At 69.5% G+C, this 22,185-nt stretch carries 24 protein-coding genes; 9 read left to right on the top strand and 15 right to left on the bottom strand.

Annotated features, from left to right (window positions below; genetic code table 11):
• Together cysD and J2851_RS03390 are read right to left on the bottom strand one after the other, a co-directional pair.
• A complete protein-coding gene (gene cysD, locus J2851_RS03395) occupies window positions 1-798 on the bottom strand; it encodes a sulfate adenylyltransferase subunit CysD (protein WP_209764037.1) in 798 nt (265 codons plus the stop codon).
• Complete coding sequence (locus tag J2851_RS03390; RefSeq protein ID WP_209764035.1) at window positions 795-1,541, bottom strand: phosphoadenylyl-sulfate reductase; 747 nt, start codon at window positions 1,539-1,541, stop codon at window positions 795-797. Before J2851_RS03390 ends, cysD begins: the two co-directional genes overlap by 4 nt.
• 208 nt (window positions 1,542-1,749) lie before the next feature.
• Here J2851_RS03390 and J2851_RS03385 point away from each other — a divergent pair, with 208 nt between their 5' ends.
• The 5 genes from J2851_RS03385 to J2851_RS03365 are packed head-to-tail and all read left to right on the top strand — an operon-like array spanning window position 1,750 to window position 5,657.
• On the top strand, window positions 1,750-2,307 hold the full coding sequence (locus tag J2851_RS03385) for a precorrin-2 dehydrogenase/sirohydrochlorin ferrochelatase family protein (protein WP_209764033.1): 558 nt from the start codon (window positions 1,750-1,752) through the stop codon (window positions 2,305-2,307).
• Window positions 2,304-3,137, top strand: coding sequence for a uroporphyrinogen-III C-methyltransferase (cobA, locus tag J2851_RS03380; RefSeq protein WP_246500388.1), 834 nt, complete (start codon window positions 2,304-2,306; stop codon window positions 3,135-3,137). Before J2851_RS03385 ends, cobA begins: the two co-directional genes overlap by 4 nt.
• Before the next feature lie 24 nt (window positions 3,138-3,161).
• A complete protein-coding gene (locus J2851_RS03375) occupies window positions 3,162-3,464 on the top strand; it encodes a DUF2849 domain-containing protein (protein ID WP_209764022.1) in 303 nt (100 codons plus the stop codon).
• A gap of 20 nt (window positions 3,465-3,484) precedes the next feature.
• Window positions 3,485-5,173, top strand: a complete 1,689-nt coding sequence (locus J2851_RS03370; RefSeq protein WP_209764019.1) for a nitrite/sulfite reductase — start codon at window positions 3,485-3,487, stop codon at window positions 5,171-5,173.
• A complete protein-coding gene (locus J2851_RS03365) occupies window positions 5,160-5,657 on the top strand; it encodes a DUF934 domain-containing protein (RefSeq protein ID WP_209764009.1) in 498 nt (165 codons plus the stop codon). The genes J2851_RS03370 and J2851_RS03365 overlap by 14 nt, the downstream gene beginning before the upstream one ends.
• A gap of 214 nt (window positions 5,658-5,871) precedes the next feature.
• Here J2851_RS03365 and J2851_RS03360 read toward each other — a convergent pair whose 3' ends face one another.
• The 7 genes from J2851_RS03360 to J2851_RS03330 all read right to left on the bottom strand — a co-directional run bounded on the left by J2851_RS03360 (window position 5,872) and on the right by J2851_RS03330 (window position 11,381).
• Window positions 5,872-6,960, bottom strand: coding sequence for a fatty acid desaturase (locus J2851_RS03360; RefSeq protein WP_209764007.1), 1,089 nt, complete (start codon window positions 6,958-6,960; stop codon window positions 5,872-5,874).
• 138 nt (window positions 6,961-7,098) lie between these two features.
• Entirely contained in the window at window positions 7,099-8,355 is a 1,257-nt protein-coding gene (locus J2851_RS03355; RefSeq protein ID WP_209764005.1) for an Hsp70 family protein, read from the bottom strand.
• Between the two features lie 203 nt (window positions 8,356-8,558).
• On the bottom strand, window positions 8,559-9,014 hold the full coding sequence (locus J2851_RS03350; RefSeq protein WP_209764003.1) for a MaoC family dehydratase: 456 nt from the start codon (window positions 9,012-9,014) through the stop codon (window positions 8,559-8,561).
• A gap of 83 nt (window positions 9,015-9,097) precedes the next feature.
• Complete coding sequence (locus J2851_RS03345; protein WP_209764000.1) at window positions 9,098-9,904, bottom strand: PhzF family phenazine biosynthesis protein; 807 nt, start codon at window positions 9,902-9,904, stop codon at window positions 9,098-9,100.
• A 10-nt stretch (window positions 9,905-9,914) separates the two neighbouring features.
• Window positions 9,915-10,355, bottom strand: coding sequence for a GNAT family N-acetyltransferase (locus J2851_RS03340; RefSeq protein WP_209763998.1), 441 nt, complete (start codon window positions 10,353-10,355; stop codon window positions 9,915-9,917).
• A 4-nt stretch (window positions 10,356-10,359) separates the two neighbouring features.
• Window positions 10,360-10,602 carry a DUF1127 domain-containing protein gene (locus tag J2851_RS03335; RefSeq protein ID WP_209763996.1) on the bottom strand — a complete coding sequence of 81 codons (243 nt, stop codon included), beginning with the start codon at window positions 10,600-10,602 and terminating at the stop codon, window positions 10,360-10,362.
• A 185-nt stretch (window positions 10,603-10,787) separates the two neighbouring features.
• Window positions 10,788-11,381 carry a hypothetical protein gene (locus J2851_RS03330; protein WP_209763994.1) on the bottom strand — a complete coding sequence of 198 codons (594 nt, stop codon included), beginning with the start codon at window positions 11,379-11,381 and terminating at the stop codon, window positions 10,788-10,790.
• Window positions 11,382-11,598: 217 nt separating this feature from the next.
• Between J2851_RS03330 and J2851_RS03325 the strand changes: the two genes are divergently transcribed.
• On the top strand, window positions 11,599-12,024 hold the full coding sequence (locus J2851_RS03325; RefSeq protein WP_209763992.1) for a response regulator: 426 nt from the start codon (window positions 11,599-11,601) through the stop codon (window positions 12,022-12,024).
• Between the two features lie 34 nt (window positions 12,025-12,058).
• Complete coding sequence (locus J2851_RS03320; RefSeq protein WP_209763990.1) at window positions 12,059-13,045, top strand: magnesium transporter CorA family protein; 987 nt, start codon at window positions 12,059-12,061, stop codon at window positions 13,043-13,045.
• Between the two features lie 16 nt (window positions 13,046-13,061).
• Here the strand turns inward: J2851_RS03320 and J2851_RS03315 are convergent, their stop codons facing one another.
• On the bottom strand, window positions 13,062-14,615 hold the full coding sequence (locus J2851_RS03315) for a multicopper oxidase family protein (protein ID WP_209763981.1): 1,554 nt from the start codon (window positions 14,613-14,615) through the stop codon (window positions 13,062-13,064).
• A 256-nt stretch (window positions 14,616-14,871) separates the two neighbouring features.
• A complete protein-coding gene (locus J2851_RS03310) occupies window positions 14,872-15,612 on the bottom strand; it encodes a Bax inhibitor-1/YccA family protein (protein ID WP_209763972.1) in 741 nt (246 codons plus the stop codon).
• A gap of 512 nt (window positions 15,613-16,124) precedes the next feature.
• Between J2851_RS03310 and J2851_RS03305 the strand changes: the two genes are divergently transcribed.
• Window positions 16,125-16,442 carry a hypothetical protein gene (locus J2851_RS03305; RefSeq protein ID WP_209763970.1) on the top strand — a complete coding sequence of 106 codons (318 nt, stop codon included), beginning with the start codon at window positions 16,125-16,127 and terminating at the stop codon, window positions 16,440-16,442.
• A gap of 31 nt (window positions 16,443-16,473) precedes the next feature.
• On the opposite strand, the gene J2851_RS03300 is transcribed toward J2851_RS03305, so the two are convergent.
• Complete coding sequence (locus tag J2851_RS03300) at window positions 16,474-16,812, bottom strand: YgaP family membrane protein (protein ID WP_209763968.1); 339 nt, start codon at window positions 16,810-16,812, stop codon at window positions 16,474-16,476.
• 209 nt (window positions 16,813-17,021) lie between these two features.
• On the opposite strand from J2851_RS03300, the gene J2851_RS03295 reads away from it, so the two are divergent.
• On the top strand, window positions 17,022-18,419 hold the full coding sequence (locus tag J2851_RS03295) for an aminotransferase-like domain-containing protein (protein WP_209763957.1): 1,398 nt from the start codon (window positions 17,022-17,024) through the stop codon (window positions 18,417-18,419).
• Window positions 18,420-18,426: 7 nt separating this feature from the next.
• Here J2851_RS03295 and thiD read toward each other — a convergent pair whose 3' ends face one another.
• From thiD to folP, 3 genes are all read right to left on the bottom strand, one after another.
• Window positions 18,427-19,257: a bifunctional hydroxymethylpyrimidine kinase/phosphomethylpyrimidine kinase gene (gene thiD, locus J2851_RS03290; RefSeq protein ID WP_209763955.1), complete on the bottom strand. Its 831-nt coding sequence runs from the start codon at window positions 19,255-19,257 to the stop codon at window positions 18,427-18,429.
• Window positions 19,254-20,624, bottom strand: a complete 1,371-nt coding sequence (glmM, locus tag J2851_RS03285; RefSeq protein ID WP_209763953.1) for a phosphoglucosamine mutase — start codon at window positions 20,622-20,624, stop codon at window positions 19,254-19,256. The genes thiD and glmM overlap by 4 nt, the downstream gene beginning before the upstream one ends.
• 148 nt (window positions 20,625-20,772) lie before the next feature.
• Window positions 20,773-21,933: a dihydropteroate synthase gene (gene folP / locus J2851_RS03280; RefSeq protein ID WP_209763944.1), complete on the bottom strand. Its 1,161-nt coding sequence runs from the start codon at window positions 21,931-21,933 to the stop codon at window positions 20,773-20,775.
• Window positions 21,934-22,185: the final 252 nt, after the last annotated feature.

The raw sequence follows: 22,185 nt of genomic DNA, 5'->3' as shown, positions 1-22,185 counted from the left end.
TTACATGTACCCCGCGCTGCGCAGACGTTCGAAGCTGTCCTCGGACTCGTTGTCCATGGCGCGGCCGGCGCGCTCCGGGATCTTGGTCACGACCAGCTCGGCGATGATCTCGTCGATGGTGCCGGCGGTGCTGTCCACCGGGAAGGTGATGTTCTTCTCGCCCAGCGAGCGGTAGCGCTTGCCGTCCTTGGCGAAGTACAGCGGGACGATGGGGATTTCCTCGCGCTTGGAGTAGCGCCAGATGTCCAGCTCCGTCCAATGCAGCAGCGGGTGGATGCGGACGTGGGTGCCTTCCTCGAAGCGGGTCTTGTAGTGGTCCCAGAACTCCGCCGGCTGGTCCTTCACGTCCCAGTCGCCTTCCAGCGAGCGGGGGGAGAAGACGCGCTCCTTGGCGCGGGTCGCCTGCTCGTCGCGGCGGATGCCGACCATGACGCCCTGGTACTTGCCGTTGTGCAGCAGGTTCTTCAGCCCTTCCGTCTTGCGCGCGGCGGCGCGGGTCAGCGGCGGCAGGGTCTGGTCCATCTCCTCCTCGGGCGGGCACTGCTCGACCACGAGGTCGAGGTCCCACTCCTTGGCGACGCGGTCGCGGAACTGGTAGACCTCCGGCAGTTCCATGCCGGTGTCGAGCTGCACGACCGGGAACGGCACGCGGCCGAAGAACGCCTTTCGGCAGAGCCAGAGCAGAGCGTTGCTGTCCTTCCCGATCGACCACAGCAAAGCCAGCTTGTCGATGCGGTTGTAGGCCTCGCGAAGGATGTAGATGCTCTGGCTCTCAAGGTAGTCGAGATCGGCGGTCATTGTGCGGTTCCGGTCTTGGAGAAGGTGTGAATGCCGCATTCGGTCTTGGCGGAGCCGGCCCAGCGGCCGGACCGCGGATCCGCACCGGGAGCGACACGCTCGGTGCAGGTAAAGCAGCCGATCGACAGGAAGCCGTCGGCCTCAAGCGGGTGGCGCGGGAGGTTGCGCCGGTTGAACTCGTCCTCGATCCGCGCGCGGTCCCAGTGGGCGAGCGGGTTGACCTTGATGCGTCCGGTCCCCTCCTCCGCCTCGAACAGCGTCAGGGCGGCGCGGGTGGAGGACTGGAAACGCTTGCGCCCGGTCACCCAGGCGTCGACGCCGGCCAGCGCGCGGTCGAGCGGGACCGTCTTGCGCAGGTGGCAACAGGCATCAAAGGAGCGGTTGAAGAGCAGGCCGTCGGGGTCGCCCGCGGCGACCTCCTCCGGCGTCGGGCCGATGGTGCGGATGTCGGTCAGGCCCAGCGCCTTGGCGAGCGTGTCGCGGTAGCGCAGCGTCTCGCCGAACAGCTTGCCCGTGTTGATGAAGAAGACGGGAAAGGACGGGTCCGCCTCCGCCGCCATGGCGAGGAGAACAGCCGATTCCGTCCCGAAGGAGGAAACCACAGCGATGCGGCCGGGAAATTCGTCGCGGACGAGCGCGTTCAGAAGCACCGCGCCGTCAAGCCGACCATAACGCTCCGTCAACTCCGCCGCGCGCGCCGCGCTTTGCGCGGAGGCCGTGGCCTGAACCGATCCATCGAGCATCGCCGATTGCCTAATTTTTCTATAGAGTATTTATTCTGATTTGCACATTAACACCGGTTTCACGGTGTTGCAACGCAAATACATTGTCTATATGTATTATAGGTTTATGTGAGTTTGTGAAATCTGTTGAAAGGGACAGGGCGTCGCGCTTAAATACCATCATGAGTCCTATTCACGCTGAAATTCGTGTAATTTTCCGGAGGCGCCGGTGATCCCCGTCGCGTTGGATCCGGCGCGCGTGCGCATCGCCCTGGCCGGACAGGGCCCGCTGGCGAAGCGCCGTCTGGCGCAGCTGCTGGACGGCGGCGCGTCGCCCGCGGTCTATTCACCGGATCCGGATGCGGAAATCGCAACGCTGGCCGGCGATCGTCTGGTACGGTCCCTCCCCTCCCCCGACGCGCTGGCGTCGGTGCAAGTGCTCTTCGTGGTGGGGCTGGAGGACATGGTGGCCGAGGATCTCGCGCGCCGTGCGCGGGAACGCGGGATTCTGGTGAATGTGGAGGATGTGATTCCCTTGTGTGATTTCCACGCGCCGTCTGTGGTTCGCCGCGGCGACCTGCTGATGACCGTCTCCACCGGCGGCAAGAGCCCGGCGCTGGCGCAGATGGTGCGCGAGCGGCTGGAAGCCCTGTTCCCGGCCAGCTGGGCGGAGCGGCTGGGGGAAATCGCGGCCCTGCGCGACCGGCTGCGCGCGGAGGGCGCCAAGGGACCAGACGTGCTGCGGGCCAGCCGCGACTTCATCGCCGGCAAGGGATGGCTGCCATGAGTTCAGCTCTGTTCGCCCGGTTGCCGGCCTTCGATCCGGGCAGCGTCTGGCTGGCCGGCGCCGGTCCCGGCGATCCCGGCCTGCTGACCCTGCTGGCCGCCAAGGCGCTGGGCGAGGCCGACGCCATCGTTTATGACGCGCTGGTCGGCGAGGGGATCCTGGAGCTTGCGAAGCCGGGCGCGGCGCTGGTCGACGTCGGCAAGCGCGCCGGCCGCCCCTCCCCGAAGCAGGAGGACATCAACGCGCGGCTGGTCGAACTGGCGCGCCAGGGGCTGCGCGTGCTGCGGTTGAAGGGCGGCGACCCCTTCGTGTTCGGCCGCGGCGGCGAGGAATGCATCGCGCTGGCCGAGGCCGAGGTGCCGTTCCGCGTGGTGCCGGGCGTGACCGCGGGCATCGGCGGGCTGGCTTACGCCGGCATTCCGGTGACCCACCGCGGCTTCGGCACCACGGCGACCTTCGTCACCGGCCACGACAAGGCCGGCGGGCTGCCGGCGGATCTCGACTGGGACATCTTGGCGCGGATGCCCGGCGCGCTGGTCTTCTACATGGCGCTCGGCACCATGGAGACGATCGCGGAGCGGCTGGTGGCGTCCGGCAAGCCGGCGATGACCCCGGTCGCCATCGTCTCCAGCGCCAGCACCGAGGCGCAGACCGTGATCGAAACCTGCCTCGCGCACTGCGCACGGGACGTGGTCCGGCTGCAGGCCAAGCGCCCGGCGATCATCGTGGTCGGCGAGGTCGTGCGGGTCCGCGGTTGGATTTCCGCGTGGCAGCAGACGGTTGGCCAAGCGGGCGGCAGTTCCCTTCCCACCATCGCCGTGTCGGCGTGACCTAATGTTTGAGGAGTTGAAGGCATGGCGTTGTTGAAGGCCATCACCGCGAACCGGCTGCGCGACGGCGAGGTCGTGTTCCTGAAGGCGGAGGGCGTCTGGGTCGAACGGCTGGACGAGGCCGCCCTGTTCGAGGACGCCGCCGCCGCGGATGCCGCACTCGCCGCCGCCAAGGCGCAGGCGGAGCGCGACCAGTACGGCGTGGACGTCTACGCCTTCGACCTGACCCTCAAGGACGGCAGGCCCGACCCCGTGAAGGCGCGGGAGCGCATCCGGGCGCTGGGCCCCACCGTCCGCACCGATCTCGGCAAGCAGGCCGCGGCCTGACTTCTTTAAGGGCGAGTTCCATGAACCACATCGCTCCCGGCCGCAACGCCGGGGTTTACAATTACGACGAGATCGACCGCCGTTTCGTGGCGGAGCGCGTGGAGCAGTTCCGCGCCCAGGTCGCCCGTCGCCTGTCCGGCGAGCTGACGGAGGAGGAGTTCAAGCCGCTGCGGCTGATGAACGGCCTGTACCTCCAGCTGCACGCCTACATGCTGCGCGTCGCCGTGCCCTACGGCGTGCTGACCTCGCGCCAGATGCGCAAGCTGGCCGACATCGGCCGCAAGTACGACAAGGGCTACGGCCACTTCACCACGCGCCAGAACCTGCAGTTCAACTGGATCAAGCTGGAGGAAACCCCGGAGATCCTGAACGAGCTGGCCGAGGTGGACATGCACGCGCTGCAGACCAGCGGCAACTGCGTGCGCAACGTCACCACCGACCAGTTCGTCGGTGCTGCGAAGGACGAGGTTGTGGACGGCCGCGTCTACGCCGAGATCCTGCGGCAGTGGACGACGCTGCACCCGGAATTCACCTACCTGCCGCGCAAGTTCAAGATCGCCATCATGGGGTCGGAAAAGGACCGCGCGGCCATCCGCATCCATGACGTCGGCGTCTTCGCCAAGCGCAACGAGCAGGGCGAGATCGGCTTCGCCTTCTACGCCGGCGGCGGGCTCGGCCGGTCGCCCTTCATCGGCAAGCTGATCCGCGAGTGGGTGGCGGAGGAGGACTTCGTCGCCTACCTGGAAGCGATCCTGCGCGTCTACAACCAGTACGGCCGGCGCGACAACATCTACAAGGCGCGCATCAAGATCCTGGTGCACGAGCTGGGCCAGGAGAAGTTCACCGCCGAGGTGGAGGAGGAGTTCGCGCGGCTGCGCGGGCCGAAGTACCGGCTCGCCCCGGAGATCGTCGCGGAAATCCGCCGGCGCTTCGGCGGCCCGTCCTTCGAGGAGCTGCCGCCCGTCTCCGCCGCGCTGGAGCAGGCCAAGGCTGGGAACGAGGCCTTCGCGCGCTGGGTCGCGGTGAACGTGACGGAGCACAAGGCGCCGGGCTACGCCGTCGCCACCATCTCCCTGAAGCCGGCCGGCGGCATCCCCGGCGACGCCACGTCGGAGCAAATGGAGCTGGTCGCCGACCTCGCCGACCAGTACAGCGCCGGCGAAATCCGCGTCAGCCACGCGCAGAACCTCGTGCTGGCGCATGTGAAACAGGATGACTTGTTCGCCCTGTGGACGGCGCTGGAGGGCGCCGGGCTCGGCACCGCCAACGTCGGGCTGATCGGCGACATCATCGCCTGCCCGGGCCTGGACTACTGCGCGCTGGCCAACGCCCGCTCCATCCCGCTGGCGCAGGCCATCTCGGCGCGCTTCGCCGACCCGGCGCGGCAGCAGCTGATCGGCGAACTGGGGATCAAGATCAGCGGCTGCATCAACGCTTGCGGCCATCACCATGTCGGCGCCATCGGCATCCTCGGCGTGGACAAGAAGGGTGTGGAGTTCTACCAGATCACCATCGGCGGCGACCCGACGCTGACCACGGCGATCGGCGACATCCTCGGCCCGGCGGTCACGGAGGATGAGGCGGTGGACGCCATCGAGGCCATCGTCGAGGTCTACCTCGCCAACCGCCACGACGGCGAAAGCTTCCTCGCCACGCTGAAGCGCGTCGGCCACGGCCCGTTCAAGGAGAGAGTCTATGCCGCTGATTAAGGACGGCCGCATCGTCGAGGACGACTGGACCCACGTTCCGGACGGCGAGGATGTCCCCGCTGACCGCCCGGCGATCATCAGCTTCGAGCGCTGGCAGGCGGAGCGCGCCAGCTTCGAGGGCCGCAACGCGGCGCTCGGCGTGCGGGTGAAGAGCGGGACGCTGGCCCCGGCCATCGCCCCGGACCTGGAGCGCTTCGCCCTGGTCGCCATCGAGTTCCCGAAGTTCCGCGACGGCCGCGGCTTCTCCACCGCCCGCGAACTGCGCGAGCGCTACGGGTTCGCGGGCGAGATCCGCGCGGTCGGGCATTTCATCCCCGACCAGTACCAGTTCGCCGTGCGCACCGGCTTCACCTCGGCGGAAGCCCCGGCCAACACCAACCCGGAGAGCTGGGCGCGCGCCCTGACGGAGATCACCGTCGCCTTCCAGCCGTCGCTGGATGATCCGCAGCCGCTGTCGCTGCTGCGGCGGCGGTTGGGGGCATAGGCTCAGTCAAAGCAAAAAGCCCTCTTCCAGCGATGCTGGAAGAGGGCTTTTTTGTTGGTTGGGAGTGGTTGCGCTGGGCCCCCACCCTAACCCTCCCCCACTTCGCGGGGGAGGGAACTCCGCCGCTTGCGCGCTCAACTCCTCCCCCCGTCGAAGATGGGGGGAGGTTGGGAGGGGGGCCCGATGCGACGACTTTAGGCCCAGCGCGAGAACCTTACGCCACGCCCATCGCGCGCAGCTCCCGAAAGCCGATCAAACGGCGGCTGTCCTCGTCGAACAGGGCGAGGCGGACGGTCTTCAGGCTGTCCTTCAGGCTGATCGCCTGGACCGCCTGAAGCTCCGGGATGGAGCGGTGGCAGTCGCGCAGGCGGTAGTTCGGCACGCGGGACGCCAGATGATGCACATGGTGGTAGCCGACGTAGGCGGTCATCCAGTGCAGCCAGCCCGGCAGGTCGTAGAAGGAGCAGCCGTGGATGGCCGCCTCGTGGAAATCCCATTCCGGCTCGTGCCGCCAGTAGACGGCCTCGAACTGGTGCTGGACGTAGAACATCCAAATGCCGATGGTCGCCGCGAGCAGCACCACCGGCAGCCACACCTTCAGGACCGGCGCCAGCCCGAAGGCCAGGGCGAACAGCGCCAGCGCGGCGATGATCATGGCGTTGGTGGTCAGGACGCTGACCCAGGCCTTGCGGTCGCGCACCTGGTCGCCGAGCGGGAAACGGAACTTCCACAGGAACAGGAAAGTCGGCCCCAGCCCGAACAGCACCAGCGGGTGGCGGTACAGGCGGTAGGTGAAGCGCTTGAAGGGGCTGAGCGCCAGATACTCGCGCACCGTCAGGGTGTCGATGTCGCCGGTGCCGCGCTTGTCAAGGTTGCCGGAGGTCGCGTGGTGGATGGCGTGGTCGCGCCGCCACATTTCGTAAGGGGTCACGGTGATGACGCCGAGGCAGCGGCCGACCCAGTCGTTCGCCTTGCCCGACTTGAAGAAGGCGCCGTGGCCGCAGTCGTGCTGCAGGATCCACAGCCGCGCCAGGAACAGCGCGGCCGGCACGGCCAGCAGGAGCGTGAACCAGTAGCCGACCTCCAGCGTCAGCGCCATGACGACTACAAGGCCGACCAGCGGCCCCAGTGTGCTGGCGAGCTGCCCGACGCTGCGGGCGACGCTGGGATCCTTGTAGGGGGCGGTCCGTTCGGCCCAGTAGCGCGCTGCGCGCTTGCGGGCCTTTTCATCGGTGGAGGGCGGCGACTCAGTGTTCGAAACCGTGGCGCCGGCCTGTGGCGCCCCCATGGCAGCGGAGGTCATGTGAAAGGGGTCCCGGTGATCTGCGAGCGAGCGGTCTGCGTGCAAAACGGTGGTACTACGCACAGACAATCTAACCTATGACAACCCGCAAGTGTCGCAAATTTTCTCCGGTCCCCTCCGCTGCCTTGGGCCGGCACCTTAGACTCTGCCGTAGCGGCGGCCCGCCTCGATGGCGAGGCCGGTTCCGACCGAGCCGAAGATGTTGCCTTCCACCGCGCGGGCGTCTGGCACCTCCGCCAGGATCGCCGCGCGCACCTGCGGCAGGAGGGTGGAGCCGCCGGTCAGGAACACCGCGTCGATCGCCGACGCGTCGGTGCCCGCCTCGGCCAGGCTGGCGCGCACGCGCCCGCCGATGCGGCCGGCGAGGACCGCCGTGGCTCCGTTCAGGTCCGCCACGCTGACCGGGCGGGTCAGGTCGCCGTCGCCCCAGTCGAGCCGCAAGCCGGCCTCCGGGCCGTCGGACAGCGCGATCTTGGTGCGCTCCACGGCCATGGCCAGCGCGTGGCCCAGGCGGTGCTCCACCACGCCGATCAACCGCTCGATGCGGTCGGGAGCGGCGGAATCGCGGTGCAGCCGCTCCAGGTCGGCCATGGCCTTGGCGGTGTAGAGGAAGTTGATCTTCGACCAGGTTGCCAGATCGAGGAACAGGTGCTTCGGCGCCAGCAGGCCCTGGCGCTTCATCGCGCTGCCGTGGCCGAGCAGAGGCATGGCGGTCGCCAGCGACAGGTCGCGGTCGAAGTCCGTGCCGCCGACGCGGATGCCGTCGTTGGCCAGGATGTCGCCGCTGCGGTCGGCCTTGCCGCGCCGGTCCGGCCCGATGCGGACGACGGAGAAGTCGGACGTGCCGCCGCCGATGTCGGCGATGAGGGCCAGCTCCTCCCCGGTCACCTGCTGCTCGTAGTCGAGGGCGGCGGCGATGGGCTCGTACTGGAAGGAGATGCTGCGGAAGCCGACGGAACGCGCGATCTCGCCCAGCGTCTCCTCCGCCGCCGCGTCGCCGGCCGGGTCGCCGTCCACGAAATGAACGGGCCGGCCCAGCACCACGTCGGTCAATTCGCTGCCCAGCGCCTCCTCGGCGCGGCGCTTGACCTGCTCCAGGAAGGTGGCGATCACCGCGCGGAAGCTGATGCGCCCCTTGCGCAGCGCCGTGTCGGCGTCGATCAGGTCGGTGCCGAGCATCGACTTGATGGAGCGCATCAGGCGCCCCTCCACGCCCGACACATAGGCGTCGATGGCGCCCTGCCCGACCGTCACCGCGTCGGCCTCGAAATCGAAGAAGACGGCGCTCGGCAGCGTCGTCCGCCCGCCGTCCAGCGGCAGCAGACGGAAGGCGCCATCACCCTGCACGCCGAGGGTGGTGTTGGACGTGCCGAAGTCGAGTCCGCAGGCCGTCATGGGAGTTCCCCCTCGCCGTAAAAGGGGCGACGCTATACAGGGGCCGGCGCCGCGGATCAAGACATGCGTAGGGGATACGTGGCTGCGTTGGGCCCCCACCCTAGCCCTCCCCCACCTTCGGCTCTCAGCGAACGCCGAGGGCGTTCGCCTGACGCCGTCAGCGCATGCAAGCATGCGCGAGAGGCGAGGGAGGGGACAATCGCCTACTCCGCGGGGATCGTGCGCGTGGCGACGATGTGGTTCAGGGTGATGGTCATCACCGCCTCGCCGTGCTGGTTCAGCGTGGTGTAGGCGAGGCGGACGGTGCCGCGGTCGCCGCGGCGCGACGGCGTGGTCTCCACCACCTCCACCCGGACGCGCAGCGTGTCGCCGGGCCGCACGGGGCGCAGCCAGCGCAGTTCGTCGCCGCCGGAGCCGCCCAGGCTGGTGCCGGTGATGGCGCCGGTGTCGCGGAACAGGCGGAAGCTGAGGGACAGGGTGTGGAAGCCGCTGGCGATCACCCCGCCGAACGGCCCCTCCGCCGCGGCGACCGCGTCCATGTGGAAGGGCTGGGGATCGAAGCGCTGGGCGAAATCCATGATCTGGCTTTCGGTGACGGTCGCCCCTTCGGTTTCGATCACGTCGCCGATCCGGAAATCCTCGAAATAGCGCCCAGCCATGCGTGTCCCCATCCCTGTCGTTTTCGGTTCGTCTCCGTTTGTACCCCCAGCGGAGGCCGGCCGGAAGCCCGGCCGGGTACGGGTCAGATATGAATGGCCCCTTCCAGGAACAGCACGCCGCGTCCGCCGATCTTCACGCGGTCGCCGGCCAGCTCGCAGGACAGCGCGCCGCCGCGGGCGGAGATCTGGCGAGCCTCCAGCCGGTCCTTGCCCAGGCGCGCCGCCCAATAGGGGATCAGTGTGCAGTGGGCGGAGCCGGTCACCGGATCCTCCGGAATGCCCTGCCCGGGGGCGAAGAAGCGCGACACGAAATCGACGCCGCCGCTGCCCGGCGCGGTGACGTTGACCGCGAACCCCTCGATCTTCGCCAGCGCGGCCATGTCCGGCGCCAGGGACGACACCGCCGCCGCGTCCTCATAGACGACCAGGACGTCGCGGGACTTCAGCAGGGCCACGGGCTTGGGGCCGCCGAGCGCCTCCAGCAGGCCGGCGGGGGCCTCGGCCAGCGGCTCCGGCGGGCGGCAGGGGAAGTCGAGCGTGTAGAGGTCGCCGCTGCGGGTGACGGTCAGAACGCCGGCTTGGCGCGTGGTGAAGTCGATGCGCTCGCGCCCGGGCTCCAGGATGGTTGCGATCACGAAGGCCGAGGCCAGCGTCGCGTGGCCGCAGAGATCCACCTCGACCGTCGGGGTGAACCAGCGCAGATCGTACCCGTCGCCGGACCGCCCCTCACCGGAACGGACAAAATAGGCCGTCTCCGCGAGGTTGTTCTCCATGGCGATGGCCTGGAGAGTCTCGTCCGGCAGCCAGGACTCCAGCGGGACGACCGCGGCGGGGTTGCCGGTGAAGACCGCGTCGGCGAAGGCATCGACCTGATAGATGGGCAGGCGCATGGGGCGACCCTTACGGCTTGTCGGTGAAGAGGAAGGCGCGCTCGTGCCGCTCCATCCCCGCTTGCTCGTAGAAGGTGACGGCCTTCGGCGCGGACAGCAGCAGGCAGGTGGTGCCCTCCCCCACCGCGGCGCGGGTGCGGCGCATCAGCTCCTTGCCGATGCCGCGCCCCTGGAGCGCACGGTCCACGGCGAGGTCGGACAGGTAGCAGCAATAGACGAAGTCGGTGATCGAGCGGGCGACGCCGACCAGACGCCCACCCACGCGGGCGGTGATCGTCAGGTCGGCGTTGCGCAACATCGCCTCCACGCGCGGGCGGTCCGCCACGGGCCGGCGTTCGGCCAGCCCGGAGCGGTGCAGCACGTCGATGAAGTCGTCCGCCGGCAGGTCCGGCTCGACGGCGTAGACGACTTCATCGGCAGGGGAGCCGGCGGTGTTGGTGTCGGCGGTCAACAGGTCACTCCTTCCAGAAGGGCTTGCGGGTCTCGGCGTCGACGTCGGCCCGGCTGAGGCCGATGTCCTTCAACAGATGGTCGTCGAGCCGGCCGAGCGCCTGCCGCTGCCGCCAGCGTTCGTAGGCGCCGAACGCGTGCTCCACCGCCATCCACAGGGGGCGAACGCCGACGGCGAGGACGCGCGCGATGACCGGGGTGGCGGTCGTGGACGATCCGGTGCTGCGGGTCGCTTCGGTGCTGCGCATTGTTTTCCTCCATCGTCGAAACATTCGGCCCCGAACAATCGGGACAATCGCGATTATGAGGGCGCAATCGTCGCGGTCAATGTCTTAATTGTCACCATCACATTTCCGATATCGGATGTATCATCCACGACACAGCCTGATCGTGCAAGGCGGAATGTCCGTTCCACCCCGCATGCGGCAAACGGTTACAGGTCGGAACCGGACTGCCAAGTCGCGCAGGCGGCGGCCAGCATGCTGCGCTCCTCCGCCCCCTTGCCGAGGTCGAAGCCGTAATGGTCCATGGCTTGGCGGTCGCCGGTGCGCCCCTGGGGGACCTCGAATTGAACGTCCCCGGCGGAGGACCGGGACAGCGCGGCGATCAGGTCGAAGGCGTCCTTGCCATCAAGGTCGAGCGTCCGGACGTCCCCTTCCTCCAGCGATTGTTCCCAGGACCGGGTGCGCGGCGGCTGGCCGGGCAGGCGCGTGGTGACGGAGGCCGTGTCCGGCAGGTCGGCCGGGGCGCCGGCCTCTCCGAACAGCGTGATGGATGCCCGCGATTCGACGGAGCAGACCAGTTGCAGCGCGATGTCCGTGCCGGTGTTGCTCGCCGTGACCGCCACATACTCCACCCCGTCCTCGGTCCCGCGCTCCAAGCGCCACTCTGTGGCCGGGTCGGCGGCGGCGGCGGGCGGCACCGGCGGGCCGGCAAGCGCCACCGAGGCGCCGAGCGCGAGCAGCGCCGCCATGGAACCCGCCTTCCATCCGGGCATCATCCGCTTCGGCATCATTCGCTTGCGCATGATTGAGCCCTCCTGCGACTCGAGACAATCGGACGGAGGAGTCAACAGCGCGCACGGTGCTTCCAGACCGGAACAAGCGCCCGCCGACCGCAAAATCGGCGTTGCGGCCTTGTCTAAAATGCCACAGTACGATTGAATCAGCCGTGTGGAGGGTCTTGCCGACGCTCCGCGCGCATTATGTGAAGGCGAAGCGGTCAACGGCACAGGGACCTTGCCGATGCTGGACGGACTGAACATCCTCGTTGCCGAGGACGACGCGGGCGTCGCGATGATGCTGACGGGGATCCTCGACGACCTGGGCCACCGGGTCGTGGCGGTGGTGGACACGGCGGAGGCGGCGATCGCGGCGGCGGCCAAGCATCCCGTGGACCTGGCCCTGGTGGACGTCTGGCTCGCCCGCGGGTCCAACGGCCTGACCGCGGTGCGCGTCCTGGCCGGCCGGCACGGCATCCCGAGCATCGTGTGCAGTGCCCACAGCCTGGCGGAGGAGGCGCAGGCCGCCGGCGCCGTCGCCTTCCTCGGCAAGCCCTTCCGCATGGCGGAGCTGGAGGCGGCGCTGCTGCGCGCGCCGACGCTGCCGCTGCACCCGCCCGGCGCGGGGCTGGACGGCGCGCTGCCGGGACCGGTCCCGCTGGCGCGCTGACTCTTCGGCCCGGTGTCCCCAAGATCGGTGCCTCATGATCAACGCGCACATCGTCCGGGACGGGACGCTGTATTCCGCCGTCACCAACCCCGAACACCTGCCGCCCGAGGCGATCTGGATCGACCTCTACGATCCCGGCCGCGAGGAGGAGGAGCGGCTGGAGCAGGTCCTCGGCCTCAACCTCCCCACCCAAGAGGACATGGTGGAGATCGAGGAGACGAGCCGTGTCTCCAAGACCAAGGACGCGCTGTTCATGACGGTGGTCGCGGTCTGCCGGTCGGACAGCCATGACCCGACGACGGTGCCGATCACCTTCGTCCTGACGCCGAAGCGGCTGGTCACCGTGCGCTACGACACGCCGCAGTCCTTCAAGATCTTCAAGTCCCAATGCGACCGCCAGCAGGTCCAGGTCGAAAGCGCGACGGACGTGCTGGTGGCGATGTGGAACACCATGGTGGACCGGCTGGCCGACATCATCGAGCGGATCGGCGCCGACCTGGACGTGCTGAGCCGGGAGATCTTCCGCTACAGCAACGGCCGGCCCGGCCAGCCGTCCCGCAAGCGGCGCCGGCCCCGGCGGCCCCTGGAAGCCGTGCTGAGCGACGTCGGCCACAGCCAGGACGTGGTCTTCCGCATCCGCGAGAGCCTGCAGAGCCTGGACCGCGTCTTCGCCTTCGCCCGCGCCAACCTGCGCTCAGATGCCGCCGCGATCGGGCTGGAGGCGCTGGAGCGCGACCTGCGGTCGCTGCACGACTACACGGTCGACCTGATCAACAAGGTGCAGTTCATGCTGGACGCGACCGTCGGGCTGATCGGCATCCAGCAGAACGCGATCATCAAGATCATCTCCATCGTCTCCGTCGTGCTGACGCCGCCGACCCTGGTCGCCAGCATCTACGGCATGAACTTCCAGCACATGCCGGAGCTTGGGTGGAGCCTCGGCTACCCCTACGCCCTGGGCCTGATGGCGGCCACCGGCATCCTGCCCTACCTGTTCTTCAAGTGGCGGGGCTGGCTGTAGCGGCCGCCGCTGGCGGTCACGCGGTGCGGTCGTAGACGACCTCGGTCATCATCCCGGTCGCCATGTGCATCAGGTTGTGGCAGTGCAGCGGCCAGCGGCCGGGGTTGTCCGCGTCGAAGGCGACGGTGACGGAGCCGTTCAGCGGCACCAGGACCGTGTCGCGGACGGCGCCCCCCAGCGTTCCGTTGACCGGTGCGCCGTTCAGCGCGACGACCTGGAAATGGTGGCCGTGCAGGTGCATGGGGTGGGCCATGCCGCTGGCGTTGACCATCTCCACCACCACCCGCTGCCCCTTGGACACCGCCAGCGGCAGGTGCCGGCCGAAGGGCCGGTCGTCGATGGTCCAGACGTAGGGCATCATGGAGCCGGTCAGCCGCACCCGGAACCGGGCGCCGGGATCGCGGGCGGGCAGCGGCTCGGCGGCGGTCAGTCGCTGCTCCAGCGACAGGTCGACGGGGCCGGCGGCCTCCGCGGCGTCGCCGGCGACCTTCGCCACCGCAGCGCCCGGCGTCGCCAGGATGATGCCGGTGCGCCGGCGGTCGCCTTCCCGCTGCGCCAGCATGGGGAAGGCGCCGCCTTCGGGCGGAAGCTGGACCAGGATGTCCAGCCGCTGGCCCATCACCATGCCGAAGCGGCGCCCCGTGACCGGCTTGACCGGGTTGCCATCGGCCGCGACGACGGTGCCCTCCAGCGCGCCGAGGTCGATGTGGAAGGCGGTGGAGGTCGCGCCGTTGATCAGCCGCAGGCGCACCCGCCCGCCGCGCTCCACCTGGACCAGCTGCGGGTCGTCCAGCGTGCGGTCGTTGGCGAGGTAGGCGTCGTACTCGACGTCGTTGAGGTCCATCGCCGTCCCGCCGGACATCACGCTGGAGGGCATGGCGCTGCCGTGCCCCTGGTGCGCGCCGTGCGGCGAGGCGGGCTTGTCCATGCCCGGCATCGACATGCCGTGGCCCTCATGCCCGCCATGGCCGCCGTGCGCCATGGCGCCGCCGCCGGTCAGGCCGGCGAGCAGCTCCGCGGGGTCCTTGAAGGTGAAGTCGTGCAGCAGGACGGCGACCTCCTGCACGTCGGCGCGGCGATCCTCGGCGGTGCGCACGACCAGCGGGGCGGCCATGAGTCGCTGCTCCTGCAAGCCGTGGTGCGAATGCATCCAGTGGGTGCCGGGGCGGGGCGCGAAGTCGTAGCGCTCGACCGTTCCTGCCGCGACCAGCGGGCGGTTGGCGTCGGCGACGCCGTCCTGGGCGTAGGGCGGCGTCATGCCGTGCCAGTGGATGACGGTGTCCTCGCCGGCTTGGTTCTCCAGGTCGACGAGGAAGCGCTGGCCGGCGTCGAGGACGAGGCCGGAGGTGCCGTCCGGCTGGCGGATGCCGAACACGGTGGCGGGCTTGCCCATCACCTCCAGCACGCGCCGCTCGACCACAAGGCGGGTCGGCGCGACGGCGTCAGCGGCGAGGGCGCGACGGGCCGCCGCGGGGACGAGGGCGGACAGACCGCCGAGCGCGGCGGCGGATGCTGCGGTGGTCAGGAATTGGCGGCGCGAATGCGGAATGGGCAGTTTGAAACTGGGCATCGGGCGATCCATCAACGGACTCCGGTCAGGGCACGCGCGGGCGACGGCCTGCGGTGGCCTGGGCGGCCGGACGAAAGCGTGCAGTGGGCACCCTGCCCCATCGATCGCTCCCCATCACGGCGCCGGTTCCGGTTCGACCAACCAGAGTTGGTGTCCACCGCCCACCCGGTCAACGCCACGCGACGGGCCAAAGAAAAAAGGCCGGCCGCCGAAGCAGCCGGCCCGTCAAGGCAGGACGCACCAAGAAACCGTTCGATTACTCCTCGCGCTGCCCCATGAGCTGCATGAGCATCTGGAAGAGGTTGATGAAGTTGAGGTAGAGGGAGAGCGCGCCCATGACGGCGAGCTTGGTGTTGGTCTCGTGGCCGTAGCCCTCGGCGTACTCTTCCTTGATGCGCTGGGTGTCATAGGCGGTCAGGCCGGTGAAGATGACGACGCCGATGACCGAGATGGCGAACTGCAGCGCGCTGGAGCCGACGAAGATGTTGACCAGGCTGGCGATGACGATGCCGATCAGGCCCATCATCAGGAAGGAGCCCATCTTCGACAGGTCGGCCTTGGTGGTGTAGCCCCACAGGCTCATCGCGGCGAACATGGCGGCGGTGATGAAGAACACCCGCGCCACGCTGGCCCCGGTGAAGACCAGGAAGATCGACGCCATGGAGACGCCCATCACCGCGCAGAACGCCCAGAACAGCCCTTGCAGGCTGCTCGCCGACATTCGCTCGAACCGCCAGGACAGAACCATGATGAAGGCCAGCGGCGCCAGCATCACCACCCACTTCAGCGGCGTGGTGAAGATCGGCACGTACAGCGCCGGCGTGCTCGCCACGAGCAGCGCCACCAGCCCGGTCACCCCGAGCCCCAGCATCATGAAGTTGTAGACCCGCAGCATGTGCTTGCGCAGGCCCTCGTCGAACTGTGCGCGGTCCACGGCCGGGGCGCCGGCGCCCCACCGGCTCTGGCCCGGGCTTTGATTCGGGTATTGGTTGAACATGACGAAAGCTCCCTCGTTTACGCCCCGGATGCGCGCGTGACGGCACCCGCCCGCGGAACGGACGGCCGGTCGGCGCGATCGCTGTGGAAAGGGTCCGTGTGGATTGGCCACCCGCTCGGCCGCAGGCGCGCGTGTATTGCCCGGCCGGTCTTCCCGGCGGCGGAACCGCGGTTGCGAAGCGATGGGATTCTGGCGCCCCTTGTGGCGCCCCTGTCGGGCAAGCCGGCCCGGATGCTGTGCGAGGTCTCCATGGGTGGGACCCTCCAAATGCGGTCACGCCCGTCGGCGCAAGAGCAGGTGAAGGGATCCGACATCGCAGCCGACGACTCGACTGCCAGAGGGGCCCGGATCCGGAACAATCGTTCAGTTGGCGGTGGGGGCGACCGCTTTCAAGGGCCCCCTCCCCCGATTCCGACGGGAGCCCAAAGGGAGCTTGGAACGCGCTTGGCTGTTCCCATATGGGCCGTTCGCACTACGGCAAGAATGGACAGGACCAGGAGCTTCGGAATTTGATGGACCGCCACCACGCGCGGCTCGAACGTCGGGTCGACCGCATCGAGGAAAAGCTTCCGGGCCGGATGGCCCGCGCGCTGCGCTGGCTGCGCGATCCGCAGGCGACCTGGGTCCGCGTGCCTTCGGGGATCCTTCTGATCGTCGGCGGCGTCTTCAGTTTCCTGCCGGTGCTCGGCATCTGGATGCTGCCGCTGGGTCTGATCCTGCTCGCCTACGACGTGCCCTTCCTGAAGGCGCCCGTCGGCCGGACGCTGGTGTGGGGCGAACGCCGCTGGAAGGAGTGGCGGCGCCGGCGCCGCGCCGCCACATCTTCTTGACTCTGCTCCGTCCGGAAGAGCCCGGATCCGCTTACGAATAGGTGCGCAGGCGGGTGTCGTCGTGCCCGTAGGCCTCGTTGCGGAGGTGCTGGCCGTCACGCTGGCCGTCGCCGCCGCTCATGTCGGACAGGCCGTGGTGGCCGTCGCCCTGCATCATGGCCTTCATCGGGCAGTGCCCGCTCATGCCGCGCGCGACCAGGGCCGCGCCGGCGAGGCCCATGATGGCCCCCGGCACATCGGCGCGGCGCACGCCGCCCGCAGCCATGATCAGGCCAAGGCCCGTCGAGACGGCCCGCTCCACGGGGCCCAGGTTCCGCTCGCCGCCGAAGAAGCGGTCGTATGTGCTCTGAATGGCGTTTTCCGCGTTCATGTTCGTCTGTCTCCCGGCTGTGCCCGGCTCTGAAGGAGGCCCCAAGGACCGCCGGGCGGGCCATTCTCCAACGGTGCACCCACGGCACGGGTTCCCACCGCCAAAGGCTTGCGGGTCGACGGCGGGAGCGCGGGGACACCCGCCCTGCCGCGATGGGGACAATGCAGCCCTGCTTGAAGGATTCTCTCCGGAATGTCACTATTGTCCCCATGACAAGCTGGACACCCGACCTGAGCGGCCGCCAGGGGCCGCGTTACCGCGCCATCGCTGATGCCCTGGCCGACGACGTGGCAAGCGGGCGCCTGCCCGCCGGAACCCGCCTGCCGACCCACCGCGACCTCGCCTACACGCTGGGCGTCACCGTGGGCACCATCACGCGCGCCTATGCGGAGGCGGAGAAGCGCGGGCTGATCGGGGGCGAGGTGGGGCGCGGCACCTTCGTGCAGGGGCACAAGCTGCTGACCCAGCCGTCCGACCCCTTCTCCTGGTCGCCGGCCCTGGAGCCGTCCATCGTCAACATGACGGCCATCACGCCGGAGCACAAGCTGACCGCCCAGGCGCTGGGCCCCACCCTGGCCGCCATCGGCGCCTCGCCCAACATCGCCACGCTTCTGGAATACAGCCCGCACGCCGGCCTGCCCTCCCACCGGGCGGCCGTGGCCAAGTGGCTGGCCCGCCAGCACCGCGTCACGACAACGCCGGACAACGTCCTGCTGGCCACCGGCGCGCAGAACGCCATGGCGGTGGCGATCGCCGCGGTGGCGCGCCCGGGCGACGTGGTCCTGACGGAGCGGCTGACCAACTACGGCATGAAGACCCTGGCGGCGGTCGAGGGCTACCACCTGGAGGGCATCGCCATCGACGAGCACGGCGTGGTGCCGGACGCCTTCGACAGCGCCTGCCGCCGGCTGGCGCCCAAGGCGCTGTACCTCGTGCCGACCATGCACAATCCCACCGCCTCCGTCATGCCGGCGGCGCGCCGGCAGGAGATCGCGGACATCGCGCGCCGCCACGGCGTGGTGCTGGTGGAGGACGACGTCTTCGGCTTCCTGGTGCGGGAGCCGAAGCCCATCCAGGCCATCGCCCCGGACATCACCATCTACGTGTCGAGCCTGTCGAAGAGCGTGTCGGCCGGCCTGCGCGTCGGCTTCGTGGTCGCGCCCCAGCCCCTCGTCCCGCGGGTCGAGGCGGTGATCCGCGCCCTGCAGTATTCCTCGCCGCCGCTGCCGGCGGAGGTCGCCGCCCGCTGGATCGCCGACGGCAGCGCCGACCGCTTCGCGGAGTTCCAGCGCAGCGAGGCGGCGGCGCGCCAGCAGCTCGCCCGCTCCATCCTGCCGGCCGACGTCGTCTGCGGCCACCCGGCGGCGCAGCACCTGTGGCTGGTCCTGCCCGAACCCTGGCGCCGCGACGACTTCGTCGCCGAGGCGGCGCGCCGCAACGCGAAGATCACCGGGGGCGACGTGTTCGCCGTCGGCCGGGCGAGCGCGCCGCACGCCGTCCGCGTCGGCCTCTGCCACCCGACCAGCCGCGACGACCTCGCCCGCGGCCTGCGCACCCTGGCCGAGACGCTGGAGAACCCGGAATCGGCGATGCTGTCGATCGTTTGATCCCGGCTTACGGGAAGGGCTTCACCGTGTGCAGGTGGTTGAGCGGGCCGTGGCCGTGGCCGAAGCCGGGGGCGGTCAGGATGGCCTTCTCCACATAGGCGCGGGCGCGGGCGACCGCGTCGCGCACCGACTGGCCCTGGGCGATGCCGGTGGCGATGGCCGAGGACATGGTGCAGCCCGTGCCGTGGGTGTGCGGCGTGTGGACGCGGCGGCCCTCGAACAGCTCCTCCCCGTCCTCGGTCAGCAGCAGATCGTAGAGCTGCTCGTCCTCCAGATGGCCGCCCTTCAGCAGCACGGCCTTCGGCCCGAAGGTGCGGATCATCTCCGCCGCGCGGCGCATGTCGTCGAGGTTGCGCACGGGGATGCCGGTCAGCGCCTCCGCCTCCGGCAGGTTGGGGGTCACCACCTCGGCCAGCGGCAGCAGCCGCTTGCGGAGCGTCAGGACCGCGTCCGGCTCCAGCAGGAAATGGCCGCTCTTGGCGACCATCACCGGATCGACGACGAGGGGGACGTTGACCGCGCGCTCCTCATAGGCGCCGGCCACGGCCTCGATCACCGCGGCGTTGGCAAGCATGCCGATCTTGATGGCGTCGGCGCCGATGTCCTCCAGCACCACCGTCATCTGCTGCGCAACGAAGGCCGGATCGACGGGGACGACTCCGAAGACGCCCGTGGTGTTCTGCGCGGTCAGGGCGGCGATGGCGGTCATCGCGTAGCCGTTGAGCGCGCTGACCGTCTTGATGTCCGCCTGGATGCCGGCACCGCCGCCGGAATCCGATCCGGCGACGATCAGGACCCGGCCGTGGATCGGGTGGGGTTGTTCATGCTTGGCCGTCATGGCGTCACCTCCACCGGGCGGGCGGCGTCCTGGATCGCGGCGGCGATGTCGGCGACCACGGTGTGGACCAGCCCCTCGTCGTCGCCCTCCGCCATCACGCGGATCACCGGTTCCGTGCCCGACTTGCGGATCAGTAGGCGGCCGGAGCCGTTGAGGCGCGCCTCGCCCTCGCGGATCGCCTCCTGCACGACGTTGACTTCCAGCGGCTTGGACCCGGCGGCGAAGCGCACGTTGGTCAGCTTCTGCGGGACGGGGTCGAAGACGCGGCAGACGGCGCTGGCTTCCTTCCCGCCGGCCTGGATCAGCACGGCCAGAACCTGAAGCGCCGCGATCAGCCCGTCGCCGGTCGTGGAGTAGTCCGACAGCACAACGTGGCCCGACTGCTCCCCGCCGACGTTGTAGCCATGCTCCCGCATATGCTCCACCACGTAGCGGTCGCCGACCGGCGTGCGGGCGAGTTGGAGGCCGAGGCCCTTCAGGTGCCGCTCCATGCCCAGGTTCGACATGACGGTGGCGACCACGCCGCCGCCCTTCAGCGACTGCGCCCGCGCCCAGGAGGAGGCGATCAGCGCCATCACCTGGTCGCCGTCCACGACGCGGCCGGCCTCGTCCACCATGATCAGGCGGTCGGCGTCGCCGTCCAGCGCGATGCCCAGATGGGCGCCGTGCGCCACCACCTGCTCCTGCAGCGTCTGGGTGGCGGTGGCGCCGCAGCCCTTGTTGATGTTCAGGCCGTCCGGGTTAACGCCCACCGGGATCACGTCGGCGCCCAGTTCGTACAGCACCTTCGGCGCCACGCGGTAGGCGGCGCCGTTGGCGCAGTCGACGACGATCTTCAGCCCGTCGAGCCGCAGGCCGCGCGGGAAGGTGTTCTTCACATACTCGATATAGCGGCCGGTCGCGTCCTCCAGCCGCGCGGCGCGGCCGAGGTCGGCGGAGCCGGCCAGGTCGGAGGCGAAGGGCTGCTCCAGCCGCGCCTCGATGGTCATCTCCACGGCGTCCGACAGCTTGTAGCCGTCCGGCCCGAACAGCTTGATGCCGTTGTCCTGGAACGGGTTGTGCGAGGCCGAGATCATCACGCCGAGGTCGGCGCGCAGGGACCGCGTCAGCATCGCGACCGCCGGCGTCGGCAGCGGGCCGAGCAGGACCACGTCCATGCCCATGGAGATGAAGCCCGCGGTCATCGCCGGTTCCAGCAAGTAGCCGGACAGCCGCGTGTCCTTGCCGATGACGACGCGGTGGCGGTGATCGCCGCGGCGGAATTGCAGGGCCGACGCCATGGCCACGCGCAGGGCCGTTTCGGCGGTCATCGGCTCGATGTTGGCGGTGCCTCGGATGCCGTCGGTGCCGAACAGGTGTCGCGTCATGGAAATGCCCTCGGTGAAAAACCCTGGTGACTGTACCGCAAATGCGGGGATGGATATGCCTTCTTCGCGCGACCGGCAGCGTCGGTCAAGCGCCCTTCCGCGCACACGCCAAAGGGTTACACGGACGGCCGATGGTCCGCCCTCCCTCCTATGATTTTGCAGGGTGCAGAGCCTCCCAGACGGCACGGGCCTGCGCCGTTTGCGCGACGTCGTGGACCCGCAGGATCTGCGCGCCCTGGTTCAGCGTCTCCAGCCCGGCGGCGAGCGAACCGCCCAGCCGGTCTTTCGGCGCCTCGCCGCGCGACAATTTGCTGATGAAACCCTTGCGCGACAGCCCGATCAGCACCGGGCAGCCGAGCCCATGGTACAGCGCCGTGTAACGCAGGATGTCCAGGTTGTGCTGCAGCGTCTTGCCGAATCCGATGCCCGGATCGACCACGATGGCGTCCAGCGGCAGCCCGGCGGCGCGGCAGGCCTCCACCCGGTCGGCCAGCCAGTCGAACACGTCGAGTGCGGCGTCCTCATAGACCGGGTTCTGCTGCATGGTGCTGGGGTCCTCCCCCTGCATGTGCATCAGCACGACGGGGGCACCCTTCTCCGCCACCAGCGGCAGGGCGCCGGGGTCGCGCAGGCCGGCAACGTCGTTGATGATGCGGGCGCCAGCGTCCAGCGCCGCGCGCATCACCCGTGCGTGCCGCGTGTCGACCGAGACGACGGCCCCCTTGGCGGCGAAATGGCGGACGACGGGCAGGACGCGGGCCTCCTCCTCCTCCGGCGGGACGGCCGCCGAGCCGGGGCGGGTCGACTCGCCGCCGATGTCGAGCAGGTCGGCCCCCTCCTCCAGCAGCGCCTCGCCGTGGGCAATGGCAGCCTTGGCGTCGAAGAAGTCGCCGCCGTCGGAGAAGCTGTCCGGCGTGACGTTGACGATCCCCATGATGGCCGGCCGCCCGAGGTCCAGCCCGCCGAAGGGAGCCCGCGCCCGCGTCAGCGCGGCGAGCCGCTGGTCCAGCACCTCCGCCACGGCGCGCCCGCGTTCCCACCCCCAGGCCATGATCTCGGACAGCGGCGCGAAGGCGCGCTCGATGCGGGCCCCCTGGCGGACGATGAGTTCGGCGGTGGCGAAGGCGAAGCGCCCTCCGGCGAGCGGCACGGCGGCGCCTTTCTCCCATGCGGCAATGGGCAGCAGCCCGACCGGGCGCAGATAGACGCGCATGCCCTCCTCGTCCGCGGCCCAGGGGCAGAAGGATGCCAGCGAACCGGCGGCGGATTTGGAGGCGGGCTTGGCGGCTGGCTTGGAGGTCGGGGGCATGGGGGCGTGACATTCTGATGCGCAATGGGTGAGCGCACCCTGTCACGGGTCGGAAGCGTCAGGCAAGCGACTGCGTCATTCCGCTGCGGCATCGCGCCGCGCCGGATTCCCTGTTGCGCGAAAATGTCATACACATGCACGCGTCAGGCGGGAATGATCCCGTCGGACGTTCAGGAGGGCAAAGCCATGCTGAAAAGGCTGCGCTTTAGCCTGAAGTTCAGGAAGACGGCGAGGGGATGGGAAGTCTGCCTC

The organism is Azospirillum rugosum (assembly GCF_017876155.1).
Taxonomy (GTDB): Bacteria; Pseudomonadota; Alphaproteobacteria; order Azospirillales; family Azospirillaceae; genus Azospirillum; species Azospirillum rugosum.
This window is presented reverse-complemented; position numbering and strand designations above follow the sequence as displayed.